Origin of the sequence: Collimonas antrihumi (genome assembly GCF_018304965.1) — a bacterium.
Lineage (GTDB): Bacteria > Pseudomonadota > Gammaproteobacteria > Burkholderiales > Burkholderiaceae_D > Collimonas > Collimonas antrihumi.
The window spans coordinates 461,760-476,473 of record NZ_JAGQED010000001.1 but is presented as its reverse complement, the minus strand read 5'-3'; the positions used below and the strand labels follow the sequence as shown (position 1 = coordinate 476,473).

The 14,714-nt window shown below is 57.9% G+C and carries 12 protein-coding genes; 5 read left to right on the top strand and 7 right to left on the bottom strand.

All coding sequences use genetic code 11. The features are described 5' to 3' along the window. Window positions 1-23: 23 nt before the first annotated feature. The gene (locus KHU29_RS02140) at window positions 24-1,049 is read right to left on the bottom strand and encodes a zinc-binding alcohol dehydrogenase family protein (RefSeq protein WP_211451027.1); all 1,026 of its coding nucleotides are present in this window, start codon (window positions 1,047-1,049) and stop codon (window positions 24-26) included. Window positions 1,050-1,174: 125 nt separating this feature from the next. On the opposite strand from KHU29_RS02140, the gene KHU29_RS02135 reads away from it, so the two are divergent. Beyond that, the gene (locus tag KHU29_RS02135) at window positions 1,175-2,074 is read left to right on the top strand and encodes a LysR family transcriptional regulator (protein WP_211451026.1); all 900 of its coding nucleotides are present in this window, start codon (window positions 1,175-1,177) and stop codon (window positions 2,072-2,074) included. Here the strand turns inward: KHU29_RS02135 and KHU29_RS02130 are convergent. After that, a complete protein-coding gene (locus KHU29_RS02130) occupies window positions 2,058-2,981 on the bottom strand; it encodes a LysR family transcriptional regulator (protein ID WP_211451025.1) in 924 nt (307 codons plus the stop codon). The genes KHU29_RS02135 and KHU29_RS02130 overlap by 17 nt on opposite strands. A gap of 132 nt (window positions 2,982-3,113) precedes the next feature. On the opposite strand from KHU29_RS02130, the gene KHU29_RS02125 reads away from it, so the two are divergent. From KHU29_RS02125 to KHU29_RS02110, 4 genes are all read left to right on the top strand, one after another. Further along, window positions 3,114-3,713 (top strand): short chain dehydrogenase, encoded by a 600-nt coding sequence (locus tag KHU29_RS02125; RefSeq protein WP_211451024.1) that lies wholly within the window; start codon window positions 3,114-3,116, stop codon window positions 3,711-3,713. A 149-nt stretch (window positions 3,714-3,862) separates the two neighbouring features. Continuing rightward, window positions 3,863-5,065 carry a DUF2252 domain-containing protein gene (locus KHU29_RS02120; RefSeq protein WP_211451023.1) on the top strand — a complete coding sequence of 401 codons (1,203 nt, stop codon included), beginning with the start codon at window positions 3,863-3,865 and terminating at the stop codon, window positions 5,063-5,065. A 126-nt stretch (window positions 5,066-5,191) separates the two neighbouring features. Further along, window positions 5,192-6,469 (top strand): D-amino acid dehydrogenase, encoded by a 1,278-nt coding sequence (locus tag KHU29_RS02115; protein ID WP_211451022.1) that lies wholly within the window; start codon window positions 5,192-5,194, stop codon window positions 6,467-6,469. A gap of 135 nt (window positions 6,470-6,604) precedes the next feature. Then, complete coding sequence (locus KHU29_RS02110; RefSeq protein WP_211451021.1) at window positions 6,605-8,128, top strand: NAD(P)H-hydrate dehydratase; 1,524 nt, start codon at window positions 6,605-6,607, stop codon at window positions 8,126-8,128. Here the strand turns inward: KHU29_RS02110 and KHU29_RS02105 are convergent. The 5 genes from KHU29_RS02105 to aceB all read right to left on the bottom strand — a co-directional run bounded on the left by KHU29_RS02105 (window position 8,125) and on the right by aceB (window position 14,571). Continuing rightward, the gene (locus KHU29_RS02105) at window positions 8,125-8,691 is read right to left on the bottom strand and encodes an NnrU family protein (RefSeq protein ID WP_211451020.1); all 567 of its coding nucleotides are present in this window, start codon (window positions 8,689-8,691) and stop codon (window positions 8,125-8,127) included. The two genes, KHU29_RS02110 and KHU29_RS02105, sit on opposite strands and share 4 nt — an antisense overlap. A 179-nt stretch (window positions 8,692-8,870) precedes the next feature. Beyond that, window positions 8,871-10,928, bottom strand: a complete 2,058-nt coding sequence (locus KHU29_RS02100; RefSeq protein ID WP_246541346.1) for a S46 family peptidase — start codon at window positions 10,926-10,928, stop codon at window positions 8,871-8,873. Window positions 10,929-11,040: 112 nt separating this feature from the next. Then, window positions 11,041-12,276, bottom strand: a complete 1,236-nt coding sequence (gene hmpA / locus KHU29_RS02095) for an NO-inducible flavohemoprotein (RefSeq protein ID WP_211451018.1) — start codon at window positions 12,274-12,276, stop codon at window positions 11,041-11,043. 94 nt (window positions 12,277-12,370) lie between these two features. After that, window positions 12,371-12,817: an RrF2 family transcriptional regulator gene (locus KHU29_RS02090; RefSeq protein WP_211451017.1), complete on the bottom strand. Its 447-nt coding sequence runs from the start codon at window positions 12,815-12,817 to the stop codon at window positions 12,371-12,373. Between the two features lie 167 nt (window positions 12,818-12,984). Beyond that, entirely contained in the window at window positions 12,985-14,571 is a 1,587-nt protein-coding gene (gene aceB, locus KHU29_RS02085) for a malate synthase A (protein ID WP_211451016.1), read from the bottom strand. Between the last annotated feature and the right edge of the window lie 143 nt (window positions 14,572-14,714).

The following is a 14,714-nucleotide window of genomic DNA, read 5'->3' as shown; positions in this document are numbered from 1 at the left end:
TTGCATTTTAGATAATTTATTCTTTAGAAATCCTTCAGGACGATCTTGCCGATTGCACGTCCGGTTTCCAGCGCGGCATGGGCTTGCCGCAGGTTGGCGGCGTTAATCGGCGACAAAACCTGATTCACCGTAGTGACGATGATCTTGTTGTCGATCAAACGCGCCACCTGGTCCAGCAGATTGCCCTGCTGCTGCATGTCGGCGGTCTGGAACATCGAGCGGGTAAACATGAATTCCCAGATAAAACCGGCGCTCTTGGCTTTCAACAGGCTGACGTCGAGCGGTGCATTGTTTTCGACGATGGTGCAAATCATGCCTTGCGGTGCTATCACTGCTGCCGCTGCGGGGAAATGGCGGTCGGTATCGTTCAGGATCAGCACGTAATCGACGTGGTCGAAGCCTTGTTGCCTGAGTTGGGCCGCCAGATCGCCGAAATGGTTGATCACGTGCTGCGCACCGAGGTCGCGCACCCATTTTTCCGATTCAGGACGCGATGCCGTGGCGATCACATTCAAGCCGGCGACCTTGGCCGCCAGCTGGATCGCAATCGAACCGACGCCGCCGGCGCCGCCTATGATCAGGATGGATTTAGCCGATGTCGCCGTTGCGGCCGGCGTCGGCGATATGTGCAGGCGGTCGAACAGCGCTTCCCAGGCGGTGATGGTAGTCAGTGGCAAGGCGGCGGCCTGTTCGAAGGACAGCGATTGCGGCATATTGCCGACGATGCGTTCATCGACCAGCTGGAACTCGCTATTGCTGCCGGGACGCGTGATGTCGCCTGCATAAAACACACGGTCCCCTACTTTGAAACGACTGACGTCAGGCCCCACTGCCTGCACCACCCCGGCGGCATCCCAGCCCAGTACGCGTGGCGTTTTTTCGACGGTGTCTTTCGGCGCCCGCACCTTGGCGTCGACCGGATTGACTGCGATGGCCTTGATCTCGACCAGCAGGTCGCTACCCAGCGGCAACGGCTTATCAAGCTGGATATCAAACAGCGACTCCGGGTTTTCTATAGGCAGGTATCGGGTTAATGCGATGGCTTTCATATGCCGGCTCCGTGGTGATGAGGACCGATTCAACATGAACCAGGTCGAATGACAACCATTATGATAATGTTGAATTATTCTATAAATAGCGCAATATTTGATTCACTTTCAATCAATATTTGATAATGTATTCAACCACCGACTTGCAGCTTTTCATTCATACGGCCGATCTCGGCAGCCTGTCGAACGCAGCGCGCCAGCTTGATCTGCTGCCAGCCACTGCCAGCGCCAGCCTGAAACGGCTGGAGCAACAGCTCAACGCCAGGCTGTTTGTACGCTCCACCCGCAGCATGCGCCTGACGCCGGAAGGAACTCTGTTTCTGGAATATGGCCGGCAGGCGCTGGCCCTGCTGCAGGAAGGCCAGGCTTTGCTGAATGCCGGCGGGCCGATAAGCGGCCATTTGCGGCTGTCGATGCCGTCCGATGTCGGCCGTAACGTGCTGCTGCCCTGGCTCGATGCATTCCAGGAGAATTACCCGCAAGTCACTTTATCGCTGCAATTTTCGGATCGTGTAGTCGACCTGTTTCGCGATCCGGTTGATGTCGCATTCCGTTACGGGCCGCTGGACGACTCGACCTTGGTATCGCAAATATTGGCGCCCAGCCGCCGGGTGGCGGTGGCAGCGCCGTCCTATCTGGCAAAGCATGGCAGGCCGAGCGTGCCGAAAGATCTGGCCCGCCATAACTGCCTGCTGTATTACCTGCAGCACGGCTTGTTCAACAATTGGCGCTTTTATTCGGGCAAGACTGCCATCGACGTCAAGGTGCGCGGCGACCGCATGACTGACGATGCGGCGATCGCACGGGCCTGGGCAGTGGCAGGCATCGGCATCGCCTATAAATCCTGGCTGGATGTGCGGCAAGACGTGGCCGACGGCCGCCTGGAAATCATCCTGGAGCAGTTTGCCGGTGAAGAGACTCCGCTTAGCATGGTGTACCCGCATCGCAGCAGCATGTCGCCATCGCTGCGTGCGTTGCTGGCATTTTTGCGCGCACAATTTGCTGCGCTCAATCCAGCCCTGTGAGCGCAACGCCGCCTGCTTCACTGTCCCTGCCGAAATGCGCGACCACGAATTCGATAAACGATTTCAACTTGGGCGTCATCTTGCGGTTCGATGCCACCACGATGTGCATCGGCCGGTGTTCCAGCTCATAGTCGACTAGCAAGCGCTGCAAACGCCCGGCGCTGACTTCATCGCGCAACAATGCCTCCGGCTGCATGATGATGCCGATGCCGTTGAGCGCTGCAGTCCGCAACGCCAGGCCGTTATTGGCGCGAAAATTACCGTGCACTTCAATTTCTTGCCGCACGCCTGCTTGCGAAAACTGCCACAGGTTATAACGATTGCCGTGCGCGAAACTGAGACAATTATGCTTGACCAGCTGTTGCGGCGTCTGCGGCGTACCGCAACGCGCCAGGTATTCCGGCGCGGCGCACACCATTGCCCGGTACGGCTGCAAAGGCCGCGCGATCAGGCTCGAATCGGGCAGCGCGCCGATCCGGATCGCCACTTCAAAACCTTCCTCCACCAGATCAACCACCCGGTCATTCAGAGACAGATCCAATTCGACGTCGGGATAGCGTTCCAGATAAGCGCGCACCACGGCGGTCAGCATCTGGCCGCCAAACGTGGCTGGCGCAGTCACCCGCAGTACCCCGCGCGGCAGCAATTGCATTTGCTTGACCGAAGCATCGGCCGCCTCGATCTCCAACAAGGCCTGCTTGCAACGCTCGAAATACAGCTGGCCGATCTCGGTCAGGCTTTGACGGCGCGTAGTACGATTCAATAAGCGTACGCCGAGCTGATCTTCCAGTTGGCGCACGTGCTTGCCCACCATGGTGGGTGAGATTCGCGCATCTTCCGCTGCGGCGGAAAATCCGCCTTTTTCGACCACGCGGACGAACATCTGCATGCTGGTTAGTCTATCCATAACTCCTATTACACCTCTATTGCGCACCACTGGTTTTAAGTTATAGGAATATTACGTCATTTATCCACCATGAAGAAGCAATCATAATGTAAACCGAATTCCATTCGCATTTAACTTTTGACGGAGCCCATCATGAAAATCGCAGTTATCGGCGCCACTGGCACCATCGGCAAGGCAGTTGTAGCGCAACTGGCAAGCCGCCATGAAATCATCGAAGTCGGCAACAGCAGCGGCCAGTACCAGGTTGACATGACCGACATCCGCAGCGTCGAAGCTTTGTTCGGGAAGATCGGCAAAGTCGACGCTATCGTATCGACCGCCGGCAAATTGCATTTCGGTCCGCTGCAAGAGCTGACGCCGGAGAAATTCGAGATCGGCTTGCGCGATAAACTAATGGGGCAAATCAACCTGGTGCTGGTGGCCCAGCATCACCTGAACGATGGCGGCTCGATCACACTGACCAGCGGCATTCTCAGTGACGAGCCGATCCTGCAAGGTGTCAACGCCTGCACGGTCAATGCGGCGCTGGAAGGCTTTGTGCGCGCTGCTGCGATCGAATTGAAGCGCGGCATTCGCATCAATGTCGTCAGTCCGACCGTGCTGGAAGAATCGCTGGCCAGCTACGGCCCGTTCTTTTACGGCTTCGAGGCTGCCCCGGCCAGCCGTGTCGCCCAAGCCTACAGCCGCAGTGTCGAGGGTGCGCAAACTGGCCGCGTGTATAAGGTCTGGTAATAAAAGCCAGGCGATAGCAATAAGGCGAAGGTAGCACCGGGCATAGTTTTTGAGGACGCCTGACAGTTTTGTCAGTATTTTGTCAAGACGATGGATTAAGATTGGTCGTTGATGCATTGCGACCAATCCCTTTCCTCAGGAGGCATGCCATGGTGAACGTAGTCAAGCGCATTCAGGAATACAACGCGGGCCGCGATCCGCAACGTTTGCAGATGAAATACAAGAACATCCGCAACGATCCCTTCACCTTCCTGCGCGGGACTTGCCACCTGTTCTATGAACGCCTGCCGCAAAGCGGCGTGATGCGCTCGGCGCCGCTGGCATGGATTTGCGGCGATCTGCATCTGGAAAATTTTGGCAGCTACAAGGGCGATAACCGCCTGGCTTATTTCGACCTGAACGATTTCGACGAAGCCGTGCTGGCACCGGTCAGCTGGGAACTGGTGCGCTTGCTGACCAGCGTGCTGATTGCCGTCCACGGCGCCCCCGACAGCGCTGCCAACGGCAGGCTCATCTGCCGCAATCTGATCGATGCTTACGGCGCCGCCCTGGCCAACGGCAAACCGCGTTGGGTCGAACGTGATCTCGCCACGGGCATGGTCGGCACCTTGCTGGATGGCTTGCGCGGCCGCCAGCGTGCCGCCTATCTGGATACGCGTACCGTGCGCAAAGGCAAACTGCGTACGCTGCGGGTGGATGGCAAGAAGGCGCTGCCGGTGTCCGACAAGCAGCGCGCCAAAGTCACCACATTCATGCAGCGCTTTGCCAGCGAACAGGCCAACCCCGATTTCTACAAAGTGCTGGACGTCGCGCGCCGCGTTGCCGGCACCGGCAGCCTTGGCGTCGAGCGCTATGTCATCCTGGTGCAAGGCAAGGGTTCGCCAGACGGCAACTACCTGCTTGACCTGAAGCAGGCGCTGCCATCTTCATTAGCGCCATACTTGAAGGCCGCGCAACCCAAGTGGAAGAGCCAGGCGCAGCGCGTAGTGACGCTGCAGCGGCGTTGCCAGGCTGTGTCCATGGCATTTTTGCAACCGGTCATGCTGGGCAAGGTATCGTATGTGCTGCGCGGCCTCCAGCCCAGCGAAGACCGGGTAACCGTCCTGCATGCAAAGCACACGGCCGAGGAGATCGGACAGGTGATGGCTGTCATGGGTAGTCTGTCGGCCTGGGCGCAACTGCGCAGCGCCGGTCGCCAGGGATCTGCGATTGCCGATGAACTGATCGCTTTCGGCGCAAGCAAGAAATGGAAAAAGCAGCTGCTGGATGCCGCTGTGAGCTGCGCGGCACAGGTGCACAAGGATTGGCAGACTTATAGCAAAGCTTACGATGCCGGCGTGTTTAAACAGTAGAACTACCGTAGCAACTATCGTAGCAACTATCGGCGACGAGGCAATTGTGCTCCTTGCTGTCCTATTATCAAGTAATTCAAGGTATGATTCTGATCGCCTGCAACGCGTGGTGCTACGCAGAACCCCTTGAGAACAATAGTGATACAGCAGCAGACACAGAAACAGATCGTGGTTATCGGCGGCGGCGTGATGGGAGTCTGCAGCGCTTATTTTCTAGCTGAAGCCGGACATCAGGTCGCCGTAGTAGAACAACGCAGCAACGTCGCGGAGCAGTCGACGCTGGGTAATTCCGGCATCTTGTCGGCCGGCGCGGCGCTGCCGTGGTCGGTCCCTGGCATGCGCCGGAAAATCCTGGCAGGCATGTTTAACCAGGAAGCGCCGAATGTGCTCAACGCCCGCTTCAATCCATCCCTTTGGCGCTGGATGCGGCGCTGGATGGCTGAATCCGAGATTCAGCGGTTTCGCTCGCACACCCATCAAATGCAAAGACTGGCCTCTTACAGCCAGGAGCTGCTAGAGCAGATACAACAGCACTTCCAGCTCGACTTTGAACAAAACCTCGGATTGCTACGCCTGTTGCGCAGCGAAGCCGAGCTGACGGCGCTGGCGCCTGTGCAGGAGCTGCTGACCGAATGCGGCGTGGTGCATCAACTGCTCGACGACGCTGCCGTGCGGCTGCAGGAACCGGCATTGGCCGGCGCCGGCAAGCTGGCGGGCGGTTTGTATTTTCCGGATCTGGGCTCGGGCAATTGCACCCTGTTTACCAAACAATTGAAAGCTATCCTGCAAGGGTTGGGGGTGCAGTTCCATTTCGACAGCCAGGTCACCGCCATCATCCCGCAAGGCGATCAGGTAGGCTTGCACATCGATGGCAATGTCTTGATGGCAGACGCCGTGGTGTGCGCCGCCGGCAGCGCCAGCGCGCAGTTGCTGCGGCCGCTGGGCCTGCGCCTGCCGCTGCACGCGATCAAGACATATGCCGCCACCGCAGCCGTAAAGAACTATGAAGTGGCGCCGCAGATGGCGGTTCTGGACGATACTTACCAGGTCACCATGGCGCGTATCGGCGCCCGCATGCGGCTGGCCGGCATCGCCGAATTCGGCGCGCAAGACATGTCATTCGACGACAAGGCCCTGCGCACCCTGCTGAAAGTAGCGCACGACTGGTTCCCGGACGCCGCCAATTTCAACAGCGCCAGCTTCTGGTGCGGCCACACTCCGATGCTGGCCGACGAAGTCCCGCTCATCGGCCACACAGGCGCCAGCAATGTTTTCGTCAACATCGGCCATGGCGGTTCCGGCTGGAGCATGGCGCTAGGCGCCGCCAAGGTCCTGGCAGACCAGATCTGCGGCAAGGCCCCGGAGGTCGACCTGGACGGCCTGACAGTAGCGCGCTATCGTTAACCAAATATCGGCAAGCGCAGTTAAGTGAGGTCAGAGTTTTAGGATCATGCTTTTTCGCGACAGCCTTATCGTCGTAAAATTACACTCCCGCGCGGTTCTGACCCCAGTTAACGGAACACGGAGTACACAATCCCAATGAACGTTATCTACCCGTCAACAGAAATCCGGAAAATCGAACAAGCCGCCCTCCGCGACCTGCCCCCCTACACCCTGATGCAACGCGCCGGCCACGCCGCAGCCCAAGCCGCCTTGCGCATATTACCCGGCCCCGCCCATTCAGCCACCATCCTGATACTGGCCGGCCCGGGCAACAACGGCGGTGACGCCCTCGAAGCCGCCGCCGGCTTGGCCAAAGCAGGCGCCGAAGTAGTAGCATTACTAAAAACCGCACCATCACAACTGCCAGCCGATGCAGCCAAAGCCCTGATACGCGCCCAGCAACACGGCGTACACCTGATGCCGCCCGAGCAATTCGCCGACATCGACAGCAATCAATGGACGCTGGTGATAGACGGCCTGTTCGGCATCGGCCTGAGCCGGGCGCTGGATGGCGACTGGCGCAACCTGGTGCAAACCGTCAATGCGATGACCTGCCCGGTGCTGGCACTCGACGTGCCAAGCGGCCTGAACGCTGATACCGGCGTGGTAGTAGGCGGCGTTGCGGGCATAGCCATCAAAGCCAGCCACACCATCACCTTCATCGCCGATAAAGCCGGCTTGCATACCGGCGACGGTCCCGACTACGCTGGCAAAGTCGAAGTGGCGACACTCGCGATTGCAGAAAACCATTTCCCCGCGCCGCACATGTGGCTCAGCCAGCCCGAGCTGTTCGCCGAATACCTGCGGCCACGTCGGCGCAATTCACACAAAGGCAGTTTTGGCGATGTCGCCGTGATCGGCGGCGCAGCAGGAATGGCCGGCGCGCCGATCCTGGCGGCCCGTGCCGCCGCCAAATGCGGTGCGGGCCGGGTGTTTGTGGGCTACGCGGATCAGCCGCCAGCCTACGATAGCGCCCAGCCGGAACTGATGTGCCGCCACGCTGCCGATCTCGATTTTTCCTCAGCCGTGCTGGTGGTCGGCCCCGGCATGGGCATGGCCGATAGCGCGCTGGCATTGCTGACGCGTGCGCTTGACGCCCTCAGCTGGCTGGTGCTGGACGCCGACGCCTTGAACCTGCTGGCGCGCCAACCGCAACTGCAGGTACAAGTTGCGCAACGTCAGCATGCCGTCCTGATGACACCGCATCCGCTGGAAGCCGCCCGCCTGCTGGGTGTCAGCACCAGCGACATCCAGGCCGATCGCGTCGCTGCCGCCCGCACCCTGGCAAGCCGTTTCAACGCGGTAGTTGTGCTGAAGGGCGCCGGCAGCATCATCGCCCGCGCCGATGGCGTGGTGGTTGTCAATTCAACCGGCAACCCTGCCTTGGCCACAGCAGGCAGCGGTGACGTCTTGTCGGGTATTTGCGGCGCTTTGCTGGCACAGGGGTGGCCGCAATGGGAAGCCGCGCTGGCGGCAGTATGGCTGCACGGCCGCGCCGCCGATCAGTTGGTGGCGCAAGGTATCGGGCCGATCGGGCTGACTGCGAGTGAGCTGATCCCGGAAGTGCGTTTATTGCTGAACCAGCTGCTATATCAGTTGCTGCAGGAACGCTTCAGCTAAACACCCCAAGGCACGACTGCCACACCCATCAGCTGACGATGAAATGTCATCACCAGCAAAGCCAGCAAGAGGCCGGCGACACAGGCAATCACGTCGAACTTAAGCACCGGAGTGAATGGTTTGTAACTCTTGCGGCTAATCACGGACAACAAGTCGATCACCGCATAAGCCAGAAAAGCGGAAAACAGCAGCGTGGCTTTGGCATGCCCGTTCGCCAGCAAATGAACCAGGGCCCAGAGCGCCAGCCCCAGCAACATCGGGTGTTTTACCCAGGCCCGGATATGGCCTTTCATATTGGCAGCGGCGAACAATATGAAACTGATGACCATGACCAATGGCGCGGCATGTCTGGCGCCGATGGATGACGTAAACAACCTCGGTTCGGCGGGCGCCCTGCCATACCCGACGATGATCAGGATCAGTCCCAGCGCCGCCAGCAAGGCGAACAGGCCCTTGTAGCGATTTTCACCAAAAGCGTTGACCAGCTGCGCTTTCAAAGGCGGCACAGTGGGAATCAGATGGAGGCCAAGAAAAAGGACCAGCCCCAGGATCAATATATCCAAAATCATTCTCCTTCCATGACAATTACGCGAAGACCGCAGCCATCCGGCACGTGAAATGAAAAAACCCCTTCCGGCGTCGCCACCGGAAGGGATTCATTATAGATACTAATTCAAGAACCTTGCTGCGCTTCTGCCAAGACCCTTGCCAAGATCCTTGCCAGGATGCTTGCCGGGATGCTTCAATGCGCCTGGATTTCCTTGACCAGATCGCCGCCGCCATAAACTTTGTCCAGGGCTTCCAGAATGGCGCCGCTATGTACTGCAATCGAGCGGTTGAAGCGTGGATCGAACCAGAATGCGCCGCCCAGCGAATGAATATTACCGTCGAAAATCAAGCCGACGATTTCACCGTTGCGATTGATCATGGGGCTACCCGAGTTACCGCCGATGATGTCGTTGGTAGTCGCCAGGTTATAGCGCTGCGACAGATCCAACTTGCTCTTGTCGGCATGCCAGGAAGCAGGCAAGGCAAACGGATCGGCGCCGGTATCACGCTCGAAAGCGCCGCCGAGCGTGGTGAACGGCGAGACTTTCTTATCCCCTTCTTGCCATCCTTTGACTTCGCCGTACGACAAGCGCAAGGTGAAAGTAGCATCCGGATAGGCGCTGGTGCCTTGCTGGGCATAACGCGCCTGGGCGATCAGTTCGGAATTCTTTTGCTGTACCGATTCCACTTCTTTTTCATAGCGCGAGCGAATGGCGCGCGCGGCCGGATCGAGCGCCAGTTCCTGCTTGATGAATGGATCGCTGGATTTCAGGATGGCCTCTTTGCCGCCCTGCCAGAGTGCCTTGCGCACCGCCGGATCGCCCAGCTTGGTGTTATCGATTAAAGCAGCGCTGAGCTGGTCAGGCGATTGCTTGCCGAGCACCTGCTTGACGAAAGGATCGTCAGTACCGAGGATTTCGCGCAGCTTGGTGAGCGAAAATGACAGCATGACTTTTTCGTATTCCGGATATACCGGGGCGGTGGAAAACAATTCTTGTTCCAGTTCCGGCAACTTGGCGTCGGCATATTCCGGCAGTCGTTCGCCGTTCGGTTTGGCGCGCTCTTCCGCACCGCGCACCAGGGCGCGCGCGTAACTGGAGTACTTGCTATAGAAGCCGCGGCCGCCCTCAATCATGCCGTAAGGCGCTTCAATCTGGCGATAGGCTTGCTGTGCCGCCGCAATCGCATCCCAGGCGCCACCGATTTTTGCTTGCAACGCAGGCTGTCTGGATACGAATTCACGCAAGGCGGTTTCGTCGTCCTGCTTTTGCTTCATCAGCACCGGGTCCTGCAAAGCGCTGAGGCGGCCCCTTAATGCCTTGTAGCCGTTTTCCACGCCGAACAAGGCATGCTCGGCGTTACGCGCCGCTTCCGGGCCGCTTTTGCTGTACTGCTCCAGCACGCCACGCATTTCGGCTAGCCGGATGACGCTGTTGACCAGCGTCAGGTCGCGCAAGGTAGTCAGCTGCGCGACGGTCAGTTGCCGCTGGGTCGAGCCGGGCTGGCCGGTGACGAATACCATTTCACCTGCCTCTGCGCCACTTTTACTGAACGGGAAATAATTCTCGATCTTGGCAGGTTTGCCGCCTTCATAGGCGCGCAACAAGGTGATATCCAGGTCGTAGCGCGGGAAGTTGAAGTTATCCGGATCGCCGCCAAAGAAGGCTGCGGCTTTTTCCGGCGCCCAGACCAGGCGCGTATCCTGGAAGCGATGGTATTTATAGACTTGGTATTGGCCGCCGTGATACAGGTCGACGATGTCGCAACGCACGGTTTCCTTATCCTTGCCGACACAGGCTGAAGTGAGTTTGGCCTTAACCGCATTTTGCGCGCTCTTGAATGCCGCGCCATCCAGGCCGGCGGTCGCGCTCTTGACCTCATTGGTCACATCGGTGATTTGTTCCAGCCGGTTCAATTCGATTTCCGGACAACTCAATTCCTGCTCGCGGCCCTTAGCCAGGAAACCGTCCTTGATCAGGTTCTTTTTTGCGGTCGACAACTGATCCAGGCACTCGGAAGCGCAGTGATGATTGGTCATCACCAAGCCGTCTTTTGAGACAAAGGATGCCGAGCATCCGCCGGCAATCCGCGCCGAACCCAGCATGGTGCGCTTGATCCAGCCTTCGCTCGGGGTAAACCCGTATTCGGCCTGCATCTTCGCCTTCGGTAAATTATCCAAAGTCCACATCCCCTCCGCTGCCATCGTCACGCCTGGAACCAGCAGTACCGCAAAAAGCCAATGAAATCGCATCGTCTTTCCTAACATTAATAAAATTTTAGGAGTGGGACATTACCACATAGAAACGCGATGCGTAATCAACATCAACGTCAGCAGCGGCCGGAGTATTCAAACCGCGCTATTGCTATTGCAGGTGCTGCAGCAAGGATGGGCCAAAAACTTCCTGCTGAATCTGATGCGTGGCCACGCCGCGCGCCAGCAAGGCATCACGCTGGATCTGCATGAATGGCGTAGGCCCGCACAAAAAGTAGGAACCGTCATGTGGCAGCAAGGCGTCGGGCAATTGCGCCAGTTGCAAATAGCCTTGTTGCTGATAATCCTTCTGCAGGCGATCATCGTCAGCCGGCTTTTCATAAGCGATGTGCGAGCGCATCTGGCCATGCCGGCGACGCAGGTTGCTCAGCTCGCCTTTGAGCGGATGGTGACGTCCGTTCAGGGTGGCATACAAAAAATTTACCGGCCGTTGCGGACTCTGTTGCAAGCTGCTCTGCAACATGCTCATCATCGGCGTGACGCCGACGCCGGCGCTGATCAGCACCAATGGCGTGCCGTCGTCTTGCGGCAAAACAAAATCGCCACAAGGTGGACTGACCCACAGCACATCGCCCTCCTGATACTGATCGTGCAACAGGTTCGATACCAGGCCGGCCGGGTAAGAACTGTCAGCACTGCCAGCAGTGGCGCTGCCCTGCTCGCGCTTGACGCTGATGCGCCAGTGGCCATTGTCCGGCGCATCCGACAAGCTGTACTGGCGCAGCTGGCGCAAAGCCGGTTGTTCGATATTCACCGCGACGCTGATGTACTGGCCCGGCTGGAAAGCCGGCAGCGCCTTGCCGTCCGTGGCTTCCAGATAGAACGAAGTAACGGTATCGCTTTCCTGCTGTTTGCGGACCACCGTGACCGACCGGTATTCGCCAGGCTCGACGCCACGGGCCTGATATTGCTTGCGCTCTTCTGCGATTAAAGCCGCGGCCAGCAAACCGTAAGCTTCGGCCCAGGCTGCCAGCAATTCCGGCGTTGCCGCTGCCCCGAGGATTTCTGCAATCGCATCCAGCAAGTGTTTGCCGACGATCGGATAGTGCTCTTCACGCACTCCCAGGCTGACATGCTTTTGCACAATGCGGCTGATCACCGGCGCCAATGCATCCGGATTATCGATATTGGCGGCATAGGCAAAGATGGCAGAAGCCAGTGCCTGTTGCTGCGTGCCGGATTCCTGGTTCGGCATGTTGAACATGTTCTTGAGTTCGGGATGGGCGGCAAACAGACGCTGGTAGAAGCAACGGGTAATGGCGAGGCCATGCTCGCGCAAGACGGGAACGGAAGCGACGATATAGGGACGGGAAGCAGCGGAAATCATATAAACACTCCTATTGTGACATTTAAAATACTACAATTAAATTAAAAAAATGCGCGCTATCGCGGCACTGGCGGCACGTTCGATTTCGACAAAATCAAGCCATTGCCGTCGGCTGAAAATGCATGCGGGTGATGACGCCAGAGGTTGGCGGCAAGATCAGTTGCGCCAGGTTGTGCCGGTTCATGCCGGCATAAAATTCTTGCTGGCCGATATCCAGGACGCGCTTCAGATGACAGCTCCCTCTTAAAACGCAAGGCGGCTTGTCGCAATCGACCAGGCCGCCATGCCCTTCCAGCGCGCTGAGAATATCGCCCAGGTGCAAGGTCGCCGGGTTTTGCGCCATCCGCAAACCCCCGTTGCGGCCCGGGGTTGCGCTGATCCAGCCCAGCTTGACCATCCGGTTGACTACCTTGTTCAGATGATTCTTCGGAATGCCGAACTGACTCGCCAACTCGCCGACGGTAATCACGCCCTGTTCCGGCGTTGCCGCCAGATACATCAAGACGCGCAAACCGAAATCGGTGAATTTGGTGAATTGCATGGATGCTTCCTGTCTAGAGCTAAATATCGCTATCGGATGACATCATTATATTAATGTGGCATTTAAAATGCAACAATAAAATGAGGTCCATAGATACGAACAAAAAAGCCGATCTCTCGATCGGCTCTTTTGCTTGGCATGCGGCTTAATCAACCGCAAACTTTAATTTAGATTTCTTCGTACAACGGCAATGTCAGGAATTCTGCAAACGAAGCCGAAGTCGACATTTCTTCAAAGATCTTCGCTGCGCGATCGTAAGTAGCGCCATTACCAACCAGCGCCTTGACCTTGACCAACTCCTCAGGAATCATCGCGACGACCATCTCGGCAGTCACCTTCTTGCCATCTTCCAGCACACCCTTGCTCGAACGGATCCATTGCCACACCTGCGCGCGGCTGATTTCCGCAGTAGCGGCATCTTCCATCAGGTTGTGAATCGGCACGCAACCGTTGCCAGCCAGCCAGGCGCCCAGGTAATGGATGCCGACGTTGATGTTGTAACGCAGGCCGGCTTCGGTGATCGGCGCTTCCGGCTTGAAATCGAGCAGATCGGCGGCGCTGACGTTGACGTCCTCGCGCTGCTTGCTGATCTGGTTCGGCTTGTCGCCCAGTACCTTCTTGAATTCGGTCATCGCCAGCTCGACCAGGCCTGGATGAGCAACCCAGCCGCCGTCGTAGCCGTCAGTCGCATCGCGCGCTTTGTCGACGCGGACGCCGCCCATGGCGATGTCGTTCTTTTCCGGATCGTTCTTGATCGGGATCAGCGCAGCCATGCCGCCGATGGCCGGTGCGTTGCGCTTGTGGCAGGTCTTCAGCAACAGCAATGCGTAAGAGCGCATGAATGGCGCTGTCATGGTTACCTTGGCGCGGTCGGCCAGGCAGAAGTCCTTGTCCAGCTTGAACTTCTTGATGCAAGAGAAAATGTAATCCCAACGGCCAGCGTTGAGGCCGGAGCTGTGTTCGCGCAGTTCGTACAGGATTTCGTCCATTTCGAAAGCGGCCAGGATGGTTTCGATCAGGACAGTAGCCTTGATCGTACCTTGCGGCAGGCCGAGTTCGTTCTGGGTCATCACGAAGATGTCGTTCCACAGCCGCGCTTCCAGGTGCGATTCCATCTTCGGCAAGTAGAAATACGGACCGGCGCCGCGTGCCAGCTGTTCCTTGGCATTGTGGAACATGAACAAGGCGAAATCGAAAATGCCGCCAGAGACACGCTTGCCGTCAACCAGCACATGCTTTTCATCCAGGTGCCAGCCGCGTGGACGGACCACCAGGGTTGCGACCTTGTCGTTCAATTTGTAGGACTTGCCGTTCTGTTCCAGCGAAATCGTTTTGCGAATCGCATCGCGCAGGTTGATCTGGCCGGTGATCTGGTTATCCCAGACTGGCGAATTCGAATCTTCGAAGTCGGTCATGTAGCTGTCCGCGCCGGAGTTGAAGGCGTTGATCACCATCTTGCGCTCGACCGGGCCGGTAATTTCGACGCGGCGGCATTCCAGCGCTGCCGGGATCGGCGCGATCTTCCAGTCGCCGTTACGGATATGCGCGGTTTCAGGCAGGAAATCCGGGCGCTCGCCGGCGTCCAGGCGTTTAGCGCGCTCGACCCGCACTGCCAGCAATTCCTGACGGCGCGCTTCGAAAGCGCGGCTCAGCTTGGCTACCAGAGCCAGCGCATCAGGTGTCAGAATTTCCGCGTATCCAGGTTCGATCGCGCCGTTGATTTCCATTCCTGCGGGCAGTGTCAGTTGCGTCATGCTTTACTCCTGTTTGTTCTAATAAGGATCAGTGTCGTCTGCAGCACATCTATTGTGCGCCGCCAAATTCTGTTTTTTACCATGTCGGGTATGCAAAATCCTGAATGGCATTATCTAATTTTTACGCTATATAGTATATTTAA

Excerpts from the sequence above, each read along its gene's own strand:
- KHU29_RS02140 (WP_211451027.1), bottom strand. The coding sequence starts at position 1,049 with ATGAAAGCCATCGCATTAACCCGATACCTGCCTATAGAAAACCCGGAG.
- KHU29_RS02135 (WP_211451026.1), top strand. The coding sequence starts at position 1,175 with ATGTATTCAACCACCGACTTGCAGCTTTTCATTCATACGGCCGATCTC.
- KHU29_RS02130 (WP_211451025.1), bottom strand. The coding sequence starts at position 2,981 with ATGGATAGACTAACCAGCATGCAGATGTTCGTCCGCGTGGTCGAAAAA.
- KHU29_RS02125 (WP_211451024.1), top strand. The coding sequence starts at position 3,114 with ATGAAAATCGCAGTTATCGGCGCCACTGGCACCATCGGCAAGGCAGTT.
- KHU29_RS02120 (WP_211451023.1), top strand. The coding sequence starts at position 3,863 with ATGGTGAACGTAGTCAAGCGCATTCAGGAATACAACGCGGGCCGCGAT.
- KHU29_RS02110 (WP_211451021.1), top strand. The coding sequence starts at position 6,605 with ATGAACGTTATCTACCCGTCAACAGAAATCCGGAAAATCGAACAAGCC.
- KHU29_RS02100 (WP_246541346.1), bottom strand. The coding sequence starts at position 10,928 with ATGCGATTTCATTGGCTTTTTGCGGTACTGCTGGTTCCAGGCGTGACG.
- hmpA (WP_211451018.1), bottom strand. The coding sequence starts at position 12,276 with ATGATTTCCGCTGCTTCCCGTCCCTATATCGTCGCTTCCGTTCCCGTC.
- KHU29_RS02090 (WP_211451017.1), bottom strand. The coding sequence starts at position 12,817 with ATGCAATTCACCAAATTCACCGATTTCGGTTTGCGCGTCTTGATGTAT.
- aceB (WP_211451016.1), bottom strand. The coding sequence starts at position 14,571 with ATGACGCAACTGACACTGCCCGCAGGAATGGAAATCAACGGCGCGATC.